Source organism: Thiothrix nivea DSM 5205 (genome assembly GCF_000260135.1).
In the GTDB taxonomy this organism is placed as follows: Bacteria; Pseudomonadota; Gammaproteobacteria; order Thiotrichales; family Thiotrichaceae; genus Thiothrix; species Thiothrix nivea.
Genome location: NZ_JH651384.1, coordinates 807923 through 827022, shown reverse-complemented (window position 1 = coordinate 827022; position 19100 = coordinate 807923). Strand labels below are relative to the sequence as shown.

General features: G+C 57.7%; 19 protein-coding genes. 10 read left to right on the top strand and 9 right to left on the bottom strand.

Features of this window, described 5'->3' with window-relative positions; all coding sequences use genetic code 11:
- Positions 1 to 2: 2 nt before the first annotated feature.
- Together THINI_RS04325 and THINI_RS04320 are read right to left on the bottom strand one after the other, a co-directional pair.
- The gene (locus tag THINI_RS04325; RefSeq protein WP_040839091.1) at positions 3 to 1481 is read right to left on the bottom strand and encodes a B12-binding domain-containing radical SAM protein; all 1479 of its coding nucleotides are present in this window, start codon (positions 1479 to 1481) and stop codon (positions 3 to 5) included.
- 89 nt (positions 1482 to 1570) lie between these two features.
- Positions 1571 to 2209, bottom strand: coding sequence for an arylesterase (locus tag THINI_RS04320; protein WP_002707433.1), 639 nt, complete (start codon positions 2207 to 2209; stop codon positions 1571 to 1573).
- 18 nt (positions 2210 to 2227) lie between these two features.
- Here THINI_RS04320 and THINI_RS04315 point away from each other — a divergent pair, with 18 nt between their 5' ends.
- The 7 genes from THINI_RS04315 to THINI_RS04290 all read left to right on the top strand — a co-directional run bounded on the left by THINI_RS04315 (position 2228) and on the right by THINI_RS04290 (position 10213).
- Positions 2228 to 2896 (top strand): ABC transporter ATP-binding protein, encoded by a 669-nt coding sequence (locus tag THINI_RS04315; RefSeq protein WP_002707432.1) that lies wholly within the window; start codon positions 2228 to 2230, stop codon positions 2894 to 2896.
- Positions 2893 to 5346, top strand: a complete 2454-nt coding sequence (locus tag THINI_RS04310; RefSeq protein WP_002707431.1) for an ABC transporter permease — start codon at positions 2893 to 2895, stop codon at positions 5344 to 5346. Before THINI_RS04315 ends, THINI_RS04310 begins: the two co-directional genes overlap by 4 nt.
- Positions 5347 to 5453: 107 nt before the next feature.
- The gene (locus tag THINI_RS04305) at positions 5454 to 7124 is read left to right on the top strand and encodes a hypothetical protein (protein ID WP_002707430.1); all 1671 of its coding nucleotides are present in this window, start codon (positions 5454 to 5456) and stop codon (positions 7122 to 7124) included.
- 94 nt (positions 7125 to 7218) lie between these two features.
- Positions 7219 to 7797, top strand: a complete 579-nt coding sequence (locus tag THINI_RS04300) for an NUDIX domain-containing protein (protein WP_002707429.1) — start codon at positions 7219 to 7221, stop codon at positions 7795 to 7797.
- A 62-nt stretch (positions 7798 to 7859) separates the two neighbouring features.
- Positions 7860 to 8009 carry a hypothetical protein gene (locus THINI_RS25010; protein ID WP_002707428.1) on the top strand — a complete coding sequence of 50 codons (150 nt, stop codon included), beginning with the start codon at positions 7860 to 7862 and terminating at the stop codon, positions 8007 to 8009.
- Between the two features lie 145 nt (positions 8010 to 8154).
- Positions 8155 to 8850, top strand: coding sequence for a prolipoprotein diacylglyceryl transferase family protein (locus THINI_RS04295; RefSeq protein ID WP_002707427.1), 696 nt, complete (start codon positions 8155 to 8157; stop codon positions 8848 to 8850).
- A complete protein-coding gene (locus THINI_RS04290; RefSeq protein WP_002707426.1) occupies positions 8843 to 10213 on the top strand; it encodes a radical SAM protein in 1371 nt (456 codons plus the stop codon). The genes THINI_RS04295 and THINI_RS04290 overlap by 8 nt, the downstream gene beginning before the upstream one ends.
- On the opposite strand, the gene THINI_RS04285 is transcribed toward THINI_RS04290, so the two are convergent.
- Genes THINI_RS04285 through der form a run of 3 tightly spaced genes read right to left on the bottom strand, consistent with a single transcriptional unit; the run spans position 10214 to position 14092 of the window.
- The gene (locus THINI_RS04285) at positions 10214 to 10633 is read right to left on the bottom strand and encodes a secondary thiamine-phosphate synthase enzyme YjbQ (protein WP_002707425.1); all 420 of its coding nucleotides are present in this window, start codon (positions 10631 to 10633) and stop codon (positions 10214 to 10216) included.
- Positions 10634 to 10667: 34 nt separating this feature from the next.
- On the bottom strand, positions 10668 to 12662 hold the full coding sequence (locus tag THINI_RS04280; protein ID WP_002707424.1) for a S41 family peptidase: 1995 nt from the start codon (positions 12660 to 12662) through the stop codon (positions 10668 to 10670).
- Positions 12663 to 12670: 8 nt separating this feature from the next.
- Complete coding sequence (gene der / locus THINI_RS04275; protein WP_002707423.1) at positions 12671 to 14092, bottom strand: ribosome biogenesis GTPase Der; 1422 nt, start codon at positions 14090 to 14092, stop codon at positions 12671 to 12673.
- 63 nt (positions 14093 to 14155) lie between these two features.
- On the opposite strand from der, the gene THINI_RS04270 reads away from it, so the two are divergent.
- A complete protein-coding gene (locus THINI_RS04270; RefSeq protein WP_002707422.1) occupies positions 14156 to 14692 on the top strand; it encodes an NUDIX hydrolase in 537 nt (178 codons plus the stop codon).
- A 25-nt stretch (positions 14693 to 14717) separates the two neighbouring features.
- Here THINI_RS04270 and THINI_RS04265 read toward each other — a convergent pair whose 3' ends face one another.
- On the bottom strand, positions 14718 to 14900 hold the full coding sequence (locus THINI_RS04265) for a hypothetical protein (RefSeq protein WP_002707421.1): 183 nt from the start codon (positions 14898 to 14900) through the stop codon (positions 14718 to 14720).
- A 157-nt stretch (positions 14901 to 15057) separates the two neighbouring features.
- Here THINI_RS04265 and THINI_RS04260 point away from each other — a divergent pair, with 157 nt between their 5' ends.
- Both THINI_RS04260 and THINI_RS04255 read left to right on the top strand, forming a co-directional pair.
- Positions 15058 to 15372, top strand: a complete 315-nt coding sequence (locus THINI_RS04260; RefSeq protein WP_002707420.1) for a hypothetical protein — start codon at positions 15058 to 15060, stop codon at positions 15370 to 15372.
- Between the two features lie 17 nt (positions 15373 to 15389).
- A complete protein-coding gene (locus THINI_RS04255; protein ID WP_002707419.1) occupies positions 15390 to 16019 on the top strand; it encodes a uracil-DNA glycosylase family protein in 630 nt (209 codons plus the stop codon).
- Here THINI_RS04255 and bamB read toward each other — a convergent pair.
- Genes bamB through hisS form a run of 3 tightly spaced genes read right to left on the bottom strand, consistent with a single transcriptional unit; the run spans position 15996 to position 19100 of the window.
- A complete protein-coding gene (bamB, locus tag THINI_RS04250; RefSeq protein WP_002707418.1) occupies positions 15996 to 17156 on the bottom strand; it encodes an outer membrane protein assembly factor BamB in 1161 nt (386 codons plus the stop codon). The two genes, THINI_RS04255 and bamB, sit on opposite strands and share 24 nt — an antisense overlap.
- Before the next feature lie 8 nt (positions 17157 to 17164).
- Entirely contained in the window at positions 17165 to 17791 is a 627-nt protein-coding gene (locus THINI_RS04245) for a YfgM family protein (protein WP_002707417.1), read from the bottom strand.
- A 28-nt stretch (positions 17792 to 17819) separates the two neighbouring features.
- Positions 17820 to 19100 (bottom strand): histidine--tRNA ligase, encoded by a 1281-nt coding sequence (hisS, locus tag THINI_RS04240; RefSeq protein ID WP_002707416.1) that lies wholly within the window; start codon positions 19098 to 19100, stop codon positions 17820 to 17822.

Genomic DNA, 19100 nt, shown 5'->3' with positions numbered 1-19100 from the left:
GCTCACATCAACCCGTCAAACTGGCGCGCATCATCCCGCAAGGGCTGGCTGTTGATGGCGTGGATGGTCGAGAGGATGTCGCGTTTCACCTTACGGTAAACTGGGCAACGCGTGTTACGGTTGCGGTAATCAGCGCGCGCCAGCCGGTAATTCCAGCCTTGCACATCAATGCCCGCAAAACGGCTGGGGCGATTGTGATACAGCCGTTCAAAACGGGTTCCGGGGATCGCCTTGAAACGGGCAGGGCGGATACGGTCAAGTTGTGCCTGATGGGTTTGCAAGAATTCGAGGGTAGCGCGCAGATCATCCGCTGTTTCGCCGGGGTAACCCAACATCATCGAACAACGCACGCTCAAACCCGCCCGGTGCGCATCCTGAATAAACTGTGCATTGCGTTCCACCCGCGTGCCTTTGCCCATGCGCCGTGCCAATGGCTGGCTACCGGTTTCCAGACCGAAACTGATGCGGGTCAGGCCAGACATTTTGGCTGCCTGCAATGTGGCCGCATCCAGCCCGTTTTCACCCTTGCCATCGACATGCACGGTAGCGATCCAGCGCGCACCCGGTACAGTTTGCTGGATGTTGTCGATCAGCCCATGCCAAACCTCCAGGTCGGAGTTGAGTTTGAGGTCGAGGAAAATGAAATCGCGCGCCTGATAACGTTCCGCCTGCTGGCGCAGCTCATCCAGAATTTTTGCTAATGGACGGGAACGGAACGTGCGCCCGTTGCTGGTAATCACGTCGCTGCAAAATGTGCACACATTCCAGCTACAGCCGCGCCCGGTCATCACCGGGATAATGCGGTGCGGGTAGCGTTCCCACGGGAAATCGCTGAAATCGGGCATGGGCAGGCGTTCCAGACCTTGCAGTGGCGGGGCAGCGTCCAGATTTTCGCTGCTACTGCTGGAAACGCCTGCCCATGCCTGCAAATCCTGCCCCTCCAGTATCGCTTTGACCAGTTCCGTGATCACGAAATCGGCTTCCCCGGCGAAAATGGCACTGATGCCTTCCAGTTGACGCCACGCCTGGATGGTTTGCGGGTGGGTGAAAGCCGGGCCGCCCAGCAAGACCGGAACCCCCCGCTGGCTGGCTTGTTGCCCAATCCACGTCACGGTGGGCAAGTGTTCCAGATAAGCTGACAACAGGATGATGTCGGGCGGGTTGTGTTGCAGGCGTTGTTCCAGCATGGCCAGGGTGGGCGGATGGGCGCGGAAACTGCGACGGGCGTAGGCTGCGCGTAACGGTTCGTGCAGGCGCTGCATCAACGGGTGGGTGGAAAAATACAGGCGGCGCTTGGCGTGTTCCAGCCAGGTTTCCTGCTGTTCGTGGGTCATGGCGGGCGCGCCATGCGCCAGTGGGGACAGCACTTCCACCTGAAAACCGGCGGCACGTAGCGGGGCGACGAGATAGCCGATGGCGAGGGTGGGGTAGCGGGCAAAATTGTTGAGGTCGACAATCAGGATGGTAGGCGTTGTTTTCATCAAAAATGCAGTCTTGTGTGGAGTATGGCCAATTAATACCATAAATTACTGCGTTATGCCGAATTTTTGTAAATTCTTGTTATCATTGGTCAGTGCAGAACTCCGTCCAGCACACTCCGCACATTCTCCAGCACCTTCGGCTGCGCCTCGGCTACAGGGTGCAGCCCATCCGCCTGCATCAAATCCCAGTTATCCGCCACATCCTGCAACAGGCTGGGAACCAGCGGTAGCTCGTGTTGTTCAGCCAGTTCCGCATAGGCAGTGCCAAATTTTTCGGTAAAAACAGCGCCGAAATTGGGTGGCAGCACGACGCCGATCAGCACCACCTTCGCCCCTGCATCTTGTGAAAGCTTGATCATCTGTTCCAGATTGCCGCGCATTTCATCCAGGGCAATGCCGCGTAGCCCATCATTTGCGCCCAGTTCCAGCAGTACATAAGCCGGTTTAAATGCCTCTAATGCATCCGGCAGCCGCGTCAGGCCGCCTGCGGTGGTTTCCCCGCTGATACTGCCATTCACCACCTTGTACTGGTCGTCCAGCTTGCCCTGCAACAAACTTACCCAACCCTTGTCGACCGGGATGCCGTAGGCCGCGCTCAGGCTATCCCCCCACACCAGCAGGGTTGGGGAATTGTCCGCAGGCGGGGGCGTCGCATCAGCCAGAACAACCGTATTCCCGACCGGTAAAAAACAAACGGCGGCGAAGATCAGGTACAGTACGCGCAACATCAACGGATTCCTTACAAAATGAATAACACAGCCATTCAGACCGACAACCTAGTGAAAACTATCCCGCAAGCCGGGCGTGATTTGCAAATTCTCCGTGGTATCAGCCTCTCAATTGACAGCGGGGAATCGGTCGCGATTACCGGCACCTCCGGCTCCGGCAAGAGTACGCTGCTGGGCTTGCTGGCGGGGCTGGATTTGCCTAGCAGCGGTTCGGTGCAACTGTTCGGGCAGGCGCTGGACGGGCTGGATGAAGACCAGCGGGCGGCACTGCGGTTGGGCAAGGTTGGGTTTGTGTTCCAGTCGTTTCATCTGCTGGAAAATCTGACGGCGCTGGAAAATGTCATGTTGCCGTTGGAGTTGGGGAGGCAAGGAGAGAAGGAGAAACTGGCCCGCGCAGCGCTGCAACAAGTTGGGTTGGGTGAACGCATGAGCCATTTCCCTAACCAGCTGTCCGGCGGGGAACAGCAGCGGGTGGCATTGGCGCGCGCTTTCGTTACCCGCCCGCAAATCCTGTTTGCGGATGAGCCGACCGGTAACCTCGACCGTGCTACTGGCCACGAAATCAGCGACCTGCTGTTTGCCTTGCAGGAAAAATTCCACACCACGTTGGTCTTGGTCACGCATGACGAAACGTTGGCGGCGCGTTGCCAGCAACATTACCGGATGGAAGAGGGGAGGCTGGTATGAGCCTGCTCTTCCGCCACTGGCAACAGCGTTGGCGTATGCCCGAACTCCGCCTGCTGCTGCTTGCCCTGATCGTTTCCGTTACCGCCGTGACTGCCGTCAGCTTCTTCACCAGCCGGGTGGAAAACGCCATGCAGGGACAAGCCCGCCAGCTTCTCGGTGGCGACCTGGTACTGAGTTCTGCCCGCCCGCTGGACAACGCCTATTTGAAACGCGGCCAGGCACTGGGGCTGGAAACGGCAGAAACCATCAGCTTCCCCAGCATGGTTTCCCACGGTGACAAGTTGCAACTGAGCCAGCTCAAGGTGGTGTCCAACAATTACCCATTACGTGGCGACCTGAAAACGGCAGCCACGCCTGATGCGCCGGAAACACTGGCGACTGGCCAGCTGCCCGCCCGGGGTGAAATCTGGGCGGAAGCCCGGCTGTTTGCGGAACTCGGTGTGCAAGCAGGGGCAGAAGTGATGCTTGGCCGCAGTACTTTCAGACTTGCCCGCGTCCTGACGCAGGAACCCGATCGTAGCAGTAATCTGTTCCAGCTTGCGCCGGTGGTGCTGATGAATCTGGATGACCTGCCCGCTACCGGGTTGTTGACCCCGGCCAGCCGCGCCAGTTTCAATTACTTGTTCGCCGGTGATGGCGGTGCGGTTAGGCAATTGCGCAAAACGCTGGAGGCGGAACTGAAGCCTACTGAGCGCATCCGCACGTTGGATGAGGATTTGTCATCCGTACAGCAAACCTTGCAACGTTCCGGGCGTTTCCTCGGGCTGGCGGCGCTGCTGAGCGTGGTGCTGGCGGGCGCGGCGGTGGCGCTGACTTCCACCAGCCTGCTGCGGCGTGAGTTGTCTGCGGTGGCGGTGTTAAAAGCGATGGGGATGTCGCGTAAACGGGTACTGTTCGACCATGCGTTTTCGCTGCTGCTGACGGCAGTGCTGGCGGGTGTGGTGGGCACTGTGCTGGGTCTGGTCGTGCAATTCGGGCTGGCGGCATGGCTGAGCCAGTTTGTGGGCGAGGATTTGCCCGCGCCTAGCCTGCTGCCCGCACTGACCGGTTTGCTGACGGCAGTCATTCTGCTGCTTGGGTTTGCCTTGCCGCAGTTGTTGCGCCTGGTGGATACGTCACCCATGCAGATTTTGCAGGGGGCATTGCAACGCCCGCATCAGTCGGTGTGGGTGGTATTGGCTAGTCTGTTAGTGGCGGTTTTCGGCCTGTTGTGGTTGCAAGCGCAGGATTTGCAATTGGCCGCCATGTTGTTGGCAGGTTTGCTGGTGGGTATTGGCCTGTTCTGGGCGTTGTCGGTGGCGGCGCTGCGTCTGATGCAGGCAGTGGGCAGGAAATGGCAAAGCCGCTGGATTCCTTCGCTGGGGCGTTCACGCCGCGCCGTGTTGCTGGTGGTGGTGTTCGCCACCGGGCTGTTTTCCTTGCTGTTGCTGACTACGGTGCGTACCGACTTGCTGGATCGTTGGCAGGAAGCCCTGCCAGCGGATGCACCAGACCATTTTCTCATCAATATCCAGCCTGCCGAGGCCAGGTCGCTGGAACAGTTTTTTGCGCAACACAGTATCAAAACCAGCTTGTACCCGATGATTCGCGGGCGGCTGGTGGAAATCAATGGTGCGCCGGTTAACCCCGACAAGCTGGAAAATCCGCGCGCCCAGCGCTTGGCGGAGCGCGAATTCAACCTGTCGTCATTCAGCGAATTCCCCGCCAGCAACGCTCTGTTGGAGGGCAAATGGTTTGACCAGGGCGTGGCAGGTTTTTCCATCGAAAAAGGCATTGGCGAAACCCTGCACTTCGGCATGGGTGACCGGCTGACTTTCGACATCGCCGGGCAACGCCTGAGCGATACGGTGACCAGTGTGCGCGAGGTGCGCTGGGACAGTATGCAGCCTAATTTTTTCGTCATTGCCGCGCCGGGCAGTCTGGGGGAAATGCCCAGCACTTACATCACCAGCATCCATTTGGGCGCGAAAAAAGCCTTGGTGACGGATATGATCCGCCAGTTCCCCAGTGTGACCGCGATTGATGTGGGGGCGATTGTCGGGCAGGTGCGTTCCCTGATCGCGCAGGTCAGCATGGCTGTACAGGGCATTTTCGTCTTCACTCTGATAGCGGGCGTGGTGGTGCTGATTGCGGCCTTGCAATCGCAGAAAGCCGAACGGCGGCGCGAAATCGCCATCCTCAAATCGCTGGGCGCGGGTCGGGCGGAACTGCGCTGGCGCATCTGGGGTGAATTCCTGTTGCTGGGCGCGTTGGCGGGTGTGTTGGCTGGGCTGCTGGCTCTGACTGCCGGTAACCTGTTTGGTTATTACCTGTTTGACCTCGACATGAAACTGAATTTGTTACCGCTGTTGGTTGGTGGGGTAGCAGGCAGCCTTCTGGTCGGTGTGGCAGGCTACTGGAATTTGCGTGGTTTGTTGAATGTTTTGCCTATGTCCTTACTGAAGGCTTAGGGGGATTTCTGCGCCGCTATGCGCGATTGTCGCAAGGTAGTCGTGCATGGCGTTTGATGCTGCTACACTGCGGTGATACAGAAAAAATAATAACGGATAGTAGACCTATGGCGATAGCAGAAGCCCCCGTTTCCAACCAACGTTTCATCCCGCTGTCTGAAAGCAAGGCACGCGCCTGGATAGCCAGCCTGCCGTTGACAGACCCCGGCGAGACCACCCGGCGCATCTTCCATGGGCTGGTGGATTTGAACCGGCGTGCCTTGCCCGCCATGACCCGTCTGAATATCAGCGAAATGCTGCGCCCGGCGGTGGAAGTTTCCCTGGAGGCATTGCAGCGCCATCTGGAGGCGCGCGCCTTTCCCCTGACGCAAAAAAGCCAAAAGATTTTCGAGCTTACCCAGTCGCTGATGCTGGAGTTTGCCGGTTCCTATCAGGTGGCGGCGCTGGATATGCTGACTAAAAAGGAAGGCAATAAAAAAGCCCTCCAAATGACGATTTACCGCGCACTGGATTTCATGGGGCGGGTGCTGCTGCTGACGTATTCGGTGTATGTGCGTACCCGCGAAACTTTGTGGCACGACATCCACCACCTGTATTTGCTGGCGACGGAAAATGGCGTTGACCAGTTAAAAATCCGCGACCCCTCCCCTGGCGCGCCCACTATTGAGGCGCGTTACATCCAGATGAACCTGCTGGCGCTGGTCAAGCCCTACAGTTTGCGGCAGGGGGAAGTGACCCGCCTGATGCAGTATTTTGTGAAGCATTCCCATCTGGCGGGTATCTCGCCGGATTCCGGTGGGCAACAGATCGGCGATTATGTCCATGCCGCTGTGCTCAACAGCGATGAACCGGCGGTAATGATGCCCATTAGCGACCTGCCGCATTCGCCGACAGTCCGGGTCATCACCCTGAAAGTATTGGTGGCCTGCATGGACGACCATATCCGCGAGCTGGAAGCCAAGGGTATCCCTGCCATGATTCTGCACGATGGCCTGAGCCGTAATCTGGCCAAGCGGGTCATTTATCACTTGACGGCTGTGCGCAACCGCAGTTTCAACCGTTTTCCGAAAAAGGAAAGCATCGGTATGGTGACGCGCATGACGGATGTGCTGGGGGTGATCCGCCATTCCCAGCGGACTGAAGCCAACGAAGACGCCGAAGCGGAAGACATGCTGTTCAATGTATTCCTGTCAGGTGATTATGAAGACGAGGGGGAAGCCCAGCAGGCTGTCATCCAGCATGTCAGCGAGGAGGACGGGGCGCGCATCCATAGCTGGAAAGTCATGAATACCAGTGTCGGCGGCTACGGCCTGTGCTGGGAGGGCAAGGAAGAGTCCGGTGCGCGGGTCGGTGAAATCGTGGGCTTGCGCGATCTGGCCGATGAAAATTCTGTCTGGATGATTGGGGTGATCAAGTGGATGGAATTTGTGGCTGGCAAGGGCTTGTGCTGCGGCGTGGAATTGCTTTCCACCAAGGTCATGGTGCTTTCAGTGCAACAGGTCATCAACCGTGGCTTGACCCAGAAACTGCCTGTTGATGGCCTGATGTTGCCGAGCATCGAGGGCGCACGGCCAGACCCGGCCTTGATCCTGCCTGCCTACATTTTCCAGGCAGGGGATGAAATCAAGTTGGAATTTGCCGAGCGCGAAGAACGGGTGCGGCTGGTGTTGCTGGATGAATGCCTGGGGGCGTTTGCCTATTTCCGCTTCACCACCCTGTCGGATCGTGCGCTGGAAGAGGATGAGGATGATTTCACGTCGTTGTGGCAGTCTTTGTAAGGGATGGGCGACCCGGCGTAGCTGGGTTACTTTTGCAATTCTTTTCCCTCTACCGCACACTGCCCCTTTGACCCACTGCCCATGATATTACACCATGAAATTCGACATCCTCAGCCAGCAAAACCTGTACCAGGGCTTTTTCCGCGTCGACGCCTATGAATTCCGCCACGAGCTGTTTGCAGGTGGCTGGTCGGGTAGGGTTAGGCGTGAAATTTTCGAGCGCCGCAACGCCGTCGCCGTATTGCTGCATGACCCCAAGGCCGACACTGTGCTGATGGTGGAACAGTTCCGCCCCGGTGCTGCGCTGCGTGACCCGGCAGGCGCATGGATGGTCGAAATCGTCGCCGGCATCGTCGAGGACGGCGAAAGCAACGAAGACGTAGCCCGCCGCGAAGCCATGGAGGAAGCCGGTTGCACGGTCGACACGCTGGAACACATTATGGACTACTACCCCAGCGCGGGCGGTTCCACCGAAATCATCAGCCTTTACTACGCGCCGGTGGATTTGTCTAGCGTGCCAACCGGCATCCATGGCCTGCCGCACGAGCACGAAGACATCCGCGTTTCCGTTATCCCGCGCCAGATCGTGATGGAATGGCTGCGTGCGGGTAAAATCCAGGCGTCACTGGCAATCATCGCCCTGCAATGGCTGGCGTTGGAAAAGATGCGCTGAAGAAACCCAGCCGTTTCCCTTTGCAGATATTGCTATACTGCTAAAAACGGAGGGATGAAGAAATGGCAGCAAAATATCTTGTCTGGTTAACGGGTGGTATCGTCGCCATCTGGCTTGCGTTGGGTTGCTCCAGTTTGCCTTACAGTAATAATTCCCGCCCGGTGGAGCCACCGCCTGCGCCTGAACAGCCGCCTGCACCGGTAGGCAGCTGATATGTCTGAACATACGTATCCGCTGGCAGGAAGTTTATTGTTTTGGTTGTTGTGGTCTTTCGGTGTACTGGTTTTGTTGTTGTTTGGTAGTTTTCTGTTGATTACTGTGGCCGCTGCTCCTCTTGCTGCGGGGTAAACAGCTGTGATGCTGCACTTCTTGTTCGACTTGCTGGCGCTGGTCAGTGGGGTGTTGGTCAGCCTGTGGTTCCGTCGCCAATATGTGCTGTCACGGCCTGCCGGGATTAGCGATTCCTCCCAGCATCATTATTATCTGCTGGCCTTGCTGCTGGGGCTGGCGGCAGGCAGTACGCTGTTCGGGACGCTCAACCTGCACCTCGCAGGGCAGGGTGGCGTCGCCAAAAGCATGTTGGGCGGGGTATTCGGCGCGATCGTGGCAGCGGAAACCTTCAAATATTTCGCTGGAATCCGCCAGTCTACCGGGCTGTATTTCGTCCCTGGTCTGATCATGCTGATTGTGGTCGGGCGGGTAGGCTGTTTTCTCGCCGGCCTGCCGGATTTCACCTATGGCACGGAAACCAGCTTGCCCTGGGGCGTCGATTTTGGTGATGGTGTGCAGCGGCATCCTGTGCAGTTGTACGAAAGCCTGACCATGTTGGCATTTCTGGTGGTTTTACTGCTGCGTTACCCTCGGAATCCAGTATTTTGGCAGGCGCAGGGCTTTTATGTATTTGTGTTGGTATACGCGGGGCAACGTTTTGCGTGGGAATTCCTCAAGCCTTACCCGCCGCTGCTGGCTGGCCTGAACCTGTTCCACCTGCTCAGTCTGGCGCTGCTGGCGTATGCGCTGTTGATGCTCAACCGGAGTCGCAATCATGGGTAACAAAGCCCGACCTTACATCTTCTACGGCCAGACACAATCCTTGTGCGAGGAATGCCTTGCGGTCGTGCCAGCCAAAATCCTGTTCCAGCATGGCAATGTCTATTACCAGAAGCGCTGCCAGGAACACGGCGTGCAAAAGACGTTGGTTTCCACCGACATCGGGTATTACAAGCGCTGTAAGGATTATCTGAAACCGGGCGACATGCCGGGCGCATTCCAGACCGAAATCAACCAGGGTTGCCCGCACGACTGCGGCCTGTGCCCTGACCACGAGCAGCATTCCTGCCTGGCGCTGTTTGAAATCATCGACGAATGCAATATGCACTGTCCCGTGTGTTTCGCCAATTCCGCACCTGGTATGGGCAACCCGCGCAGCATGGAAGACATCGAAACCATGCTGCAAACCCTGTTGGCCAGTGAGCAGCAGCCCGATCTGGTGCAGGTGTCCGGTGGCGAACCGACCCTGCATCCGCAACTGATGGATATTCTGCGGCGTCTGAAAGCCAGCCCGATCCGCCACCTGATGCTCAACACCAACGGCATCCGCATCGCCCGTGACCCGCATCTGGTGGAGGAACTCGCCAGCCTCAAGCCGGGTTTCGAGGTCTACTTGCAATTCGATTCACTCAAAGCGGAAGCGCTGCAAAATATCCGTGGGCAGGACATGCGTAGTATCCGCCAACAGGCACTGAAAAAGCTGGAGCAGCACAACATCTCCACCACGCTGGTGTGCGTGATCCGCAAGGGCGTGAATGACGATGAAATCGGCGAGATCATCAACTTCGCCCAGCAGTGGAAATGCGTGCGCGGCATTACCTTCCAGCCGGTGCAGGACGCCGGGCGCAACGAAGGCGACAAGCCTGCCAACCGTATTACCCTGAGCGAAATCCGCACCCGCATCATCGAAGCCGACAACCCCTTCGGTGATACCGACATGATCCCGCTGCCCTGCCACCCGGAAAATATTTCCATCGGCTACGGCATCAAAATGGGCGGGGAAATCGTGCCAGTAACGGGTTTGCTGCCGCGCGAAGAACTGCTCAAGGGCGTGGATAACACCATTACCTTTGAAAAAAGTCCGGGGTTGAAAAACGCTTTCCTGAAACTGTTTTCGCTGGATGCATGCAGCGAACAGACTACCGGCAACCTGCAAACCATGCTGTGCTGCCTGCCGCGCATCCAGGGCGACGGGCTGACCTACGACAATGTGTTCCGCATCGTCATCATGGCGTTCATGGACAAATACGACTTCGACATTGGTTCGGTGAAGCGTTCCTGCACCCATTTCGTCGAGCCAAACGGCAGGATTTACCCGTTTGACACCTGGAATTTGTTCTACCGTGACCAAGTGCGTGGGAAGTAGTTATTCCCCCTGTACGGTGACAACGATACTGCGCGCACCACCGTAATTGCGGTGTTCGCACAGGTAAATGCCTTGCCAGGTTCCCATGTTCAAACGCCCGTTGCTGATGGGGATATTCAGGCTGAAACCCAGAATGCTGCCTTTCAGGTGGGCGGGCAGGTCGTCGCTGCCTTCATCCGTGTGGCGGTAATAGGGTTCATTTTCCGGTACGGCGCGGTTAAAAAAGCTTTCAAAATCCTGCCGCACGCTGGGGTCGGCATTTTCATTGATGGTCAGTGACGCGGAGGTGTGCTTGATGAAGATATTCATCAGGCCAATGTTGATGGAGCCAAGTTCCGGTAGCTGGTGCAGGATTTCATCGCTAATCAGGTGAAAACCACGCGGTTTGGCTTTCAGTCTCAGTTCTTTCTGTAACCACATGGCATTGTTCCGGTAAATCTGAATTTGGGAAGGGTCAATCGTCGGCGCAAGCCAGCGTCACCAGCCGGTTAATTACCTTTTTCCCCTTGGCATACGCCTCCAGCCGCGCGGTTTTGCCGAAGGCAGCGTGTGGGATGGGAATGCTAAACTTGCTGTTACTAACGTTGCGTGACCCTGCCGGGCGACCGTCAATATACCAGTCGAGCCGGTCGATGTTGGTGGCGGTGATGTGCAGCTTGCAGCGCTTGTTTTGCGTGCGGATGTCGGTTTGCAGCCGGTAGCGTGGGGCGCTGGCCAACAGGCTGGCGGCATGGTTGATCAGGTCGATATTGCCTGCCAGCAGGTCACGGCGGGTCATGTAATGGCGGGCGTCGGGCGCGATGCCGAAATCTTCCAGCGGCATCCCGCTTTTACCTTTGACCCGCAACATGCGGCGGGTGGAGACGCGGAAATCGGCGTAACGTGGCAGAGCTTCCAGATTGGGTGTGCCTGCATTGGCGGTGATTGCGGGGATGGTGGTCAGCCTGCGCAACAGGTAGTGCGTCCAGACATTCGCGCCGCCCGCGCCGGTGTTGTCATCCACACCGAGGATTTTGCCGATATTGTGATCCTGGAACCCGGCGGCGAACATGTCGGTGGCGCTGTAACACTGGGCGTCGGTAATCAATACCACCGGGCCGCTGTAAATCTGGCCGAGGTTGTTGGCTTCTTCCGGGCTGGTCAGGCTGTGGGCGGTGGAATACAGCGAGCCGCTGGCGTGCGCCTGGGTCAGCGATGGTGTCCACGGTGACAGGTCGATGCCGGGTGCGACTTTTGACGGCGCATTGTATTTGCACAGTTCGCGGGTGAAAGCGTTGGCGCGGAACTGCGCCTTTTCCGGCTCAATCAGGTGGGGCGTGAGCAGTTGCAGCAGGCGTTCCGCCATGTTGATGTAGCCGCCGGAATTGCCGCGCACATCCAGTATCAGGCCATCTTGTGGTAGTTCGTACAGCAGGCGGATGATTTCCGAGATGAAAATTTCCGGCTGCGGGACGATAAAACTGAAAATGCGGATATAGGCAAACCTGCCGTGCGGTGTCGTGACGGGTCGGGCGCGGATAATGGCGGGGAAAACGGTTTCCAGCGATTCATCCAGGGAAAATCGTTCGGCATTGTCCTGCATTTGTTCCGCCCGCCAGGCGTCGGGGGCGTACAGGATTTTACGGCAATGGTTGATGCGCCCGGTTTTCAGGTAATTGCCCATTTGCGCGGCGGCGTACAGCTCTTCCGCTTCGGCATCCATGGGCGTCAGGCCGTCTTCTTCGGCAGGCGGCGTGTGCTCAAGCAGCCACCATTCAAATTCGATGGTGTTGACCTGCCCGCCATGGTTGCGGTAGCTGAGGCGGATAATGTCTTCATCCGGCGGCAAGCTGGTGGCCAGTGGGCGGATGGTCAGGGAACTGAGGCCGACGGCGAAACGTGCCGCATGGTTGCTACCGGCCTCGCGCGCGCCATTCTGGCGGATGGCTTCGGCAATCGGCAGACCATTCCAGCGGATGATTTCCACGCCCGGGCGGAAGTCGCGGTGGTGGAAATCGCGGAACAGTTTGCTGACGATGTAATGGGGTTTGCGCTGCTCGTCGAAGCATTCTTCCAACAGGAACGGCAAAAACGCCGTCATGCTGCGGTAAGGCTGGGGCAGGATGTAATTGGTGTGCAGGTCATGCACGTCGTTGAAGATGGCCAGTAATTCGCTGTGGAATTCCAGTTCACTGGTGGTGATGACATCGCTGGCATTTTCCAGCCGGTATTGCAGCAGAGTCAGGCGCTGTACCGGGTCGATGCCGTAAAGCGCTTTTTTCAGGTGCAAGTGGACGTAAACGTGTTCCAGCAGCAACCTGGCCTGGCTGATCAGCAGGCGTTTTTCCGTCAGAGTCAGGCCGGCATTGTTGGGCAGGGCTTCACGCAGGCGCACGTAACGTGGGGTAATGTCTGGCAGATCCAGCAGAGTGCTGTCGTCTTCCGGGGTCTTGTCGTCGGCAGAAGACATGAGGGGGCCTACTTCTTTTTTGCCCGTTTTTTGCGTTCCTTGATCACATGACCAAGCATCCGCTGGCGCTTGTATTCCTGCCGTGGGGTCAGGGTGTTGCGCTTGCCTTCGTAGGGGTTTTCACCAGTCTTGTATTCAACGCGCACCTGCGTGCCGGTGAGCTTCAGGGTCTGGCGGAAATAGTTGGTCAGGTAGCGGGTGTAGCTGTCCGGCACGTATTCGGTGCGGTTGCCGTGGATGATCAGGCGGAACGGGTTGCTGCCACCCTGATGGGCGTAGCGCAGTTTGATACGCTGGCCGCGCGTGAGGGGCGGCTGGTGCTGTTGTACAGCCATTTCCAGAATCCGCGTCAGGCGCGAAGTGGCGACCTTGAGCATGGCGGAATCGTAGGCGCGTTTCACCGCTGCATATAGCAGGCCGACGTTGGAGCCGTGTAGGGCGGAAATGAAAAAGACTTCGGCGAAATCCAGCACGAAGGGCAGTTTGACTTCGAGCTGTTGCTTGATCCAGTCACGTTCATCCGATTCCAGGCCATCCCACTTGTTGACGGCAATGATCAGGGCGCGGCCCGCTTCCAGTGCCAGCCCCAGCAGGTGGGCGTCCTGGTCGGTGATGGCGTCATGCGCGTCCACCAGCATCACCACGACATGCGCCCGCTGGATGGCGTCCAGGGTCTTGATGATGCTGAACTTTTCGATGGCTTCATCGACACTGCGGCGGCGGCGTACCCCGGCGGTGTCGATCAGGGTGTAACGCAGCCCGTCGCGCTCAAACGGGATGAAAATGCTGTCACGGGTGGTTCCCGGTTGGTCAAAGGCGATCACGCGCTCTTCGCCGAGGATGCGGTTGATCAGGGTGGATTTGCCGACGTTGGGGCGGCCTATGAAAGCAATCTTGATGCTGCCGTCATCTTCTTGCTCTTCTTCGTCCTCAAATTCCGCGCCCAGATGATCCAGTATGTCGTCGATCATCGAAGTGACGCCACGCCCCTGGGAAGCGGCAATCATGAAGACTTCGGTGAAGCCCAGTGCATAGAATTCCGCCGAAGCCTGATCTGCATCCACGCCGTCAATCTTGTTGACCAGCAGGAATACCGGCTTGCCGGTTTGGCGGATGTCGCGGGCAATCTGTTCGTCAGCCGCAGTCAGCCCCTGACGCCCGTCCACCAGGAACAGGATGGCGCTGGATTCGGCAATGGCGGCGCGGGTCTGCTTCGCCATGTATTCGTCGATACCGGTTTCTTCGCCACTGAGGCCGCCGGTGTCGATCAGCATATAGCCGCGCCCATGGTGGTCGCCGGTGCCGTATTTGCGGTCACGGGTCAGGCCGGGGAAATCCGCCACCAGCGCGTCGCGCGAGCGGGTCAGGCGGTTGAACAGGGTGGATTTGCCTACATTGGGTCGGCCAATCAGTGCCAGAACGGGTTTCATGGTATAAATCAGGTCAAAGCTTCACTTGAAGGCGGGTAGGATAGCATTATTTGAGGAAAAAACATGAATTATTGCAGCGAATGTGGCGCGCTTGTGACCCTAAAAATTCCCGACGGCGATGACCGCTTGCGCCATGTTTGTGGTGAATGTGGCGTCATCCATTACCAGAACCCGAAAATCATCGCGGGGGCATTGCCGGTCTGGGGGGGACAGGTGTTATTGTGCCGCCGGGCGATTGCGCCGCGTTACGGTTTGTGGACTTTGCCCGCCGGTTTCATGGAAAACGGCGAAACCACCGAGCAGGCCGCCGCCCGCGAAGCGCATGAGGAAGCCAATGCCAAGCTGCGGGATTTGCGCCTGTTTTCCGTGATCAGTATTCCGCATGTCAGCCATGTCTACATGCTGTACCGTTGCGAACTGGTGGCGGATGATTTTTACCCTGGATCGGAAAGTCTGGAGACGCGCTTGTTCCATGAGCATGAAGTGCCGTGGGAGGAGCTGGCCTTCCATTCAGTGCGCAAGACGCTGGAGTGTTTTTTCAGTGACCGTAAGCAGGGGGTGTTTCAGGTGCATAATTTGTCATTTTTGTTGCCAAGGTAGGGTTGCACAACTGGTTGGCGCGGAGTCACTTTTTCATAATGAAGTAAGTGCCGGCAGCAGCGCAGACCATCCACGCGGCAACAGCGCCCATCCCCAGCATTTCCGAGAGGGGTTCCATGAAAAACAGCATCAGCAAGGCCAGACCCAACAGGCCGTTGCCAATCCAGAAGTTACGTTGTTGTTCAGGGTCTTGATCGGGGTCTTGCATGAATTTTATCCGTATATGGGCATGTGCTGAGTGTAGCACGCTCTGCACAGGTATGCAGGCGCATACATTTTTGTTACCTGTTTGAGGGAAGTCATGGCGTCTGTGGTAAAAATTGCGTAGGGTATACGCCAGTTCAATGTACTAGGAGGAGCGCAGTATGGAACAAAAAAATACCCCTGATCAGTTGTCAGCAGCGAAAGATAGCCCCGACGTGGTGGCGAACTGGGTGTTTTCGTTGTTGCCCATTGGGGTAGCGTTTGTTTTTTACGTCGTATTCATTTCGGCCACCAGCCTTGAAAACGCCAATGTCTTTATTGCTTATGGCGCGGCGGCTGCCTTTGTGGGTTTGGAAACCTACTGGATTATGTACGGTTTGCGGAAAAAATACCTTGGCACGGTTGTCATGGGGCTGGTTGGCATCGCCATTACCCTTGGCTTGCTGTATCTGTATCTGTCCATTGCGGGTAAATAACTTCCCCTTGTATCCATATGGACATCATCCATCCCCATCCAGAGCTTGTTGCACACCAGCAAGCTCTGCGCCAGTGTACGCTTTGCCCGCAAATGATCCGCCCGGTGATTACCGGCAATCCCGTGATGTCGCCGGTGATGTCGATCGGGCAAGCACCCGGTATCCACGAAGCAAAAGTCATGCGCCCATTTGGCTGGACAGCAGGCAAAACCCTGTTCAAATGGTTTGAAGGCATCGGACTGGATGAGGAAAGCTTTCGGCAGCGGGTCTATATGTCCGCCGTGTGCCGCTGTTTTCCCGGCAAAAACCCTAAAGGTGGTGACCGGATGCCATCGGAAAGGGAAATCATGGCTTGTTCACGCTGGTTGCAGGCGGAACTAAGTCTGTTACAGCCACAACTGCTTATTTTGGTGGGGAAGCTGGCGATCAACCAGTTCCTGAGCGCAAAAAAACTGGATGAGGTCGTAGGCAAGTGCCACCGGATAGTGTTGCAAGGCCGGGGCACTGACCTGATTCCACTGCCGCACCCTTCCGGCCTGTCAACTTGGCCACGCATGGAACCGGGGAAAACCTTGTTGCGGGAAGCGCTCGCGCTAATCGAGGCTCACCCAGCATGGCGCGGTCTATTGGATGGTGAGAGCGGATAGTTGTCCGCTTTTGCCCAGCGTATAAATGACGTTGCCATCGGCTTCTGGTTCGGTGGTGTAACCAGCCGTATCGCCGCGCACGCGGGCGGCCAGCTGGCCGTTGCTGGCGTTGACCCAGTGCAGGTAGCCGTCCTTGTCGCCAACGGTGATGTAATGGCCAACCAGGGTAGGGGCAGTGGGCTGGCGGCCCTCCAGATCGTCCATTTTCCACTGTGGGTTACCCGTTTGCGGATCCAGTTTCCACAGGTAGCCTTCTTCGCTGCTGGTGTACAGGCCGTTGGGGTCGGCATCCACGCCGGTGTGGCTGGAGTAGGGCGCTGCCCACGCAGCGGTACCGTTGCGCATGTTGATGCCGGCAATCTGGCCATTGTAGCTGGTGGCGAACAGGGCTTCGCCGAGTGCTTTCATCTTGCCGTCCACATCGGTCATGCGGTCAAGGTCGCTGCTGCCACGGGGGATGGAAAGGGGGATTTCCCACAACCCCGCACCGTTGCGCATGTCAAATGCCGTGACGACACCACTGTCGAAACCAGCAATGACCATGCCGCCCACCACCAGCGGGACGCTGGCTCCGCGTAACGACAGGATGGGGCTTTGGCGCATTTGTTTCCACAGCCCTTCGCCGCTGGAGGTGGAAAGGCCATAAAGGCCACCGCCGCTGGTGCGGAATACGACAATGCCGTTTTTAGCGGGGGAAACAGCCAGCACTTCACTGCCCAGGCTGGTTTTCCACAGGGTTTTGCCGGTTTGCCGGTCGAGGGCGATAGCGCTGCCATTGCCACCCCCCACGAAAACCGCGCCTTCGCCGCCATTGACGCCAGCCGTGATGTCTTCAGTCAGCGATGCTTGCCATAGGCGCTTGCCGCTGGCCTTGTCCCAAGCGCTGGCGGATTTGCCACCTGCCACGAAAACACCGCTGTTGTCGACGTAAGGGTGTATGCGCACATACTGTTTACCTGCACCGCTGCCGGTATTGGCTTGCCACAACGTGCGCACAGTGGCGGTTGGCTTGAATTCTTTCAGCGCTTTGGGGGGATTACTGTCTCTGGTAGGCATGATGGCCGAGGTCATCTGCTGGAAAGTGCTGCACCCGGAAAGGCTCAGGGTGATCAGTAGGGCGGCAGTAATCCGTTTCATAGTAGTCCTTAAGCTCCTTCGCCAAGATTGTCCCGCTTGATTTTAATAAATTCCGTCGACCCGCCTGCGCTACCGAGCATGGCTTTGTCATAGGCTGCGCGTGCTTCCGTCGTTTTGTTCTGGGCAACGTAAATGTCGCCTTTCAGCTCGTCCACCAATGACTGGTAGGCCACTGGGTAGGACTGGTTGGCCAGCCCCAGCGCTTCGTCGGTTTTCTGCATCGCCAGCAGGGTGCGGGCAAGGCGGATGTTGGCCAGATGTTTGAAATCCGCTTCCTTGCTGTTGTCGATAACCCATTGCAGGGCGGTGACGGCTGGCTCGTATTCGCCTTTTTCGGCGTATTGCTGTGCAAGCTTTAGGCTGGCAATAGCCGCATAGGGCGTGGAGGCGTAGTCACCTTGCAGGGTCTTGATGTCTGCCTGAGCCTGCTCCAGCGAGGTTTCACTGGCCTTGCTGGCTTGCGCGTAGAGGGCGGATGCTTCAGCGGCGTTGGTTTCCTGGTAATCCTTCCAGTACTGCCAGCCAAACAGCCCGGCAATGGCCAACGCTACCCCGGCTACCACGGATGTGCCGTTTTCTTTCCACCAGACTTTCAGTTCTTCAACTTTTTCGTCGTCGGTTTTGTAATCACTCATTGTTCTGCCCTTTGAAGCAAGATTGCTATTATTGTGTTTTTGCTAGAAAAACGGAAATTTGTTCAGCCACCTGGCTGATGGGCAGGTTAATCTGCCCGCCGTCGCCGCGCAAGGGTTTCAGGCCACAAACGCCCTGTTGCACCTCATTTTCGCCCAAAATCAGGGCAACGGCAGCGCCGGATTTGTCGGCGCGTTTCATCTGGGTCTTGAAACTGCCCTCACCACAGTTGCTGGTCAGGCGCAAGTTTGGCAGGGCGTCCCGCAGGGTTTCCGCTATGGCCAGGCCAGCCTGGAGGGCGGCGTTGCCTGCCATGATCAGGAATACGTCCGGGTTGGCGGCAGGTGCGGCGATGCCCTGGGTTTCCAGCAGCAGGATCAGGCGTTCCATACCCATGCCGAAACCGACACCGGGGGTTGGCTTGCCACCAAGCTGTTCCACCAGCCCGTCATAGCGGCCACCGGCGCAAACGGTGCTTTGCGCGCCGAGCTCATCCGTCACCCATTCAAATACCATGTGGGTGTAATAATCCAGCCCACGTACCAGCCGGGGGTTGATTTCGTATTCGATGCCCATGGCGTCCAGCAGGGCACGCAGTGCGGTGAAATGTTCGCGGGAAACTTCATCCAGATGGTCGTGCAGGCTAGGTGCGGCGGTGACCAGCGCTTTCATGTCCGGATTCTTGGTGTCGAGGATACGCAACGGATTGGTGTGCAGGCGGCGTTTGGAGTCTTCGTCCAGACTATCGGCGTGGGCGCTGAAATACTCCACCAGCAATTCACGGTAGGCGTGGCGGCATTCTGGTGTACCCAGGGTGTTCAATTCCAGGCGCAGGTTGCGCAGGCCGAGCGTTTTCCACAGCCGTGCGGTCAGGGCGATCAGTTCGGCGTCAATGTCCGGCCCGGCCATGCCGAAGGCTTCCACGCCGATCTGGTGGAACTGGCGGTAACGGCCTTTTTGCGGGCGTTCGTGGCGGAACATCGGCCCCATGTACCACAGGCGTTGCTGCTGGTTGTGTAACAGACCATGCTGGATACCGGCGCGGATGCAACCGGCGGTGCCTTCCGGGCGCAGTGACAGGCTGTCGCCGTTACGGTCGGCAAAGGTGTACATTTCCTTTTCGACAATATCGGTGACTTCGCCCACGGCGCGGGAAAACAGGTCGGTCTGTTCCACAATCGGCATACGGATTTCGTTGTAGCTGTAACGACCCAACAGGCTGCGGGCGGTCTGCTCGAAATACTGCCATGCGGGGGATGCATCCGGCAGGATGTCATTCATCCCGCGGATGGATTGGATATTTTTGCTCAT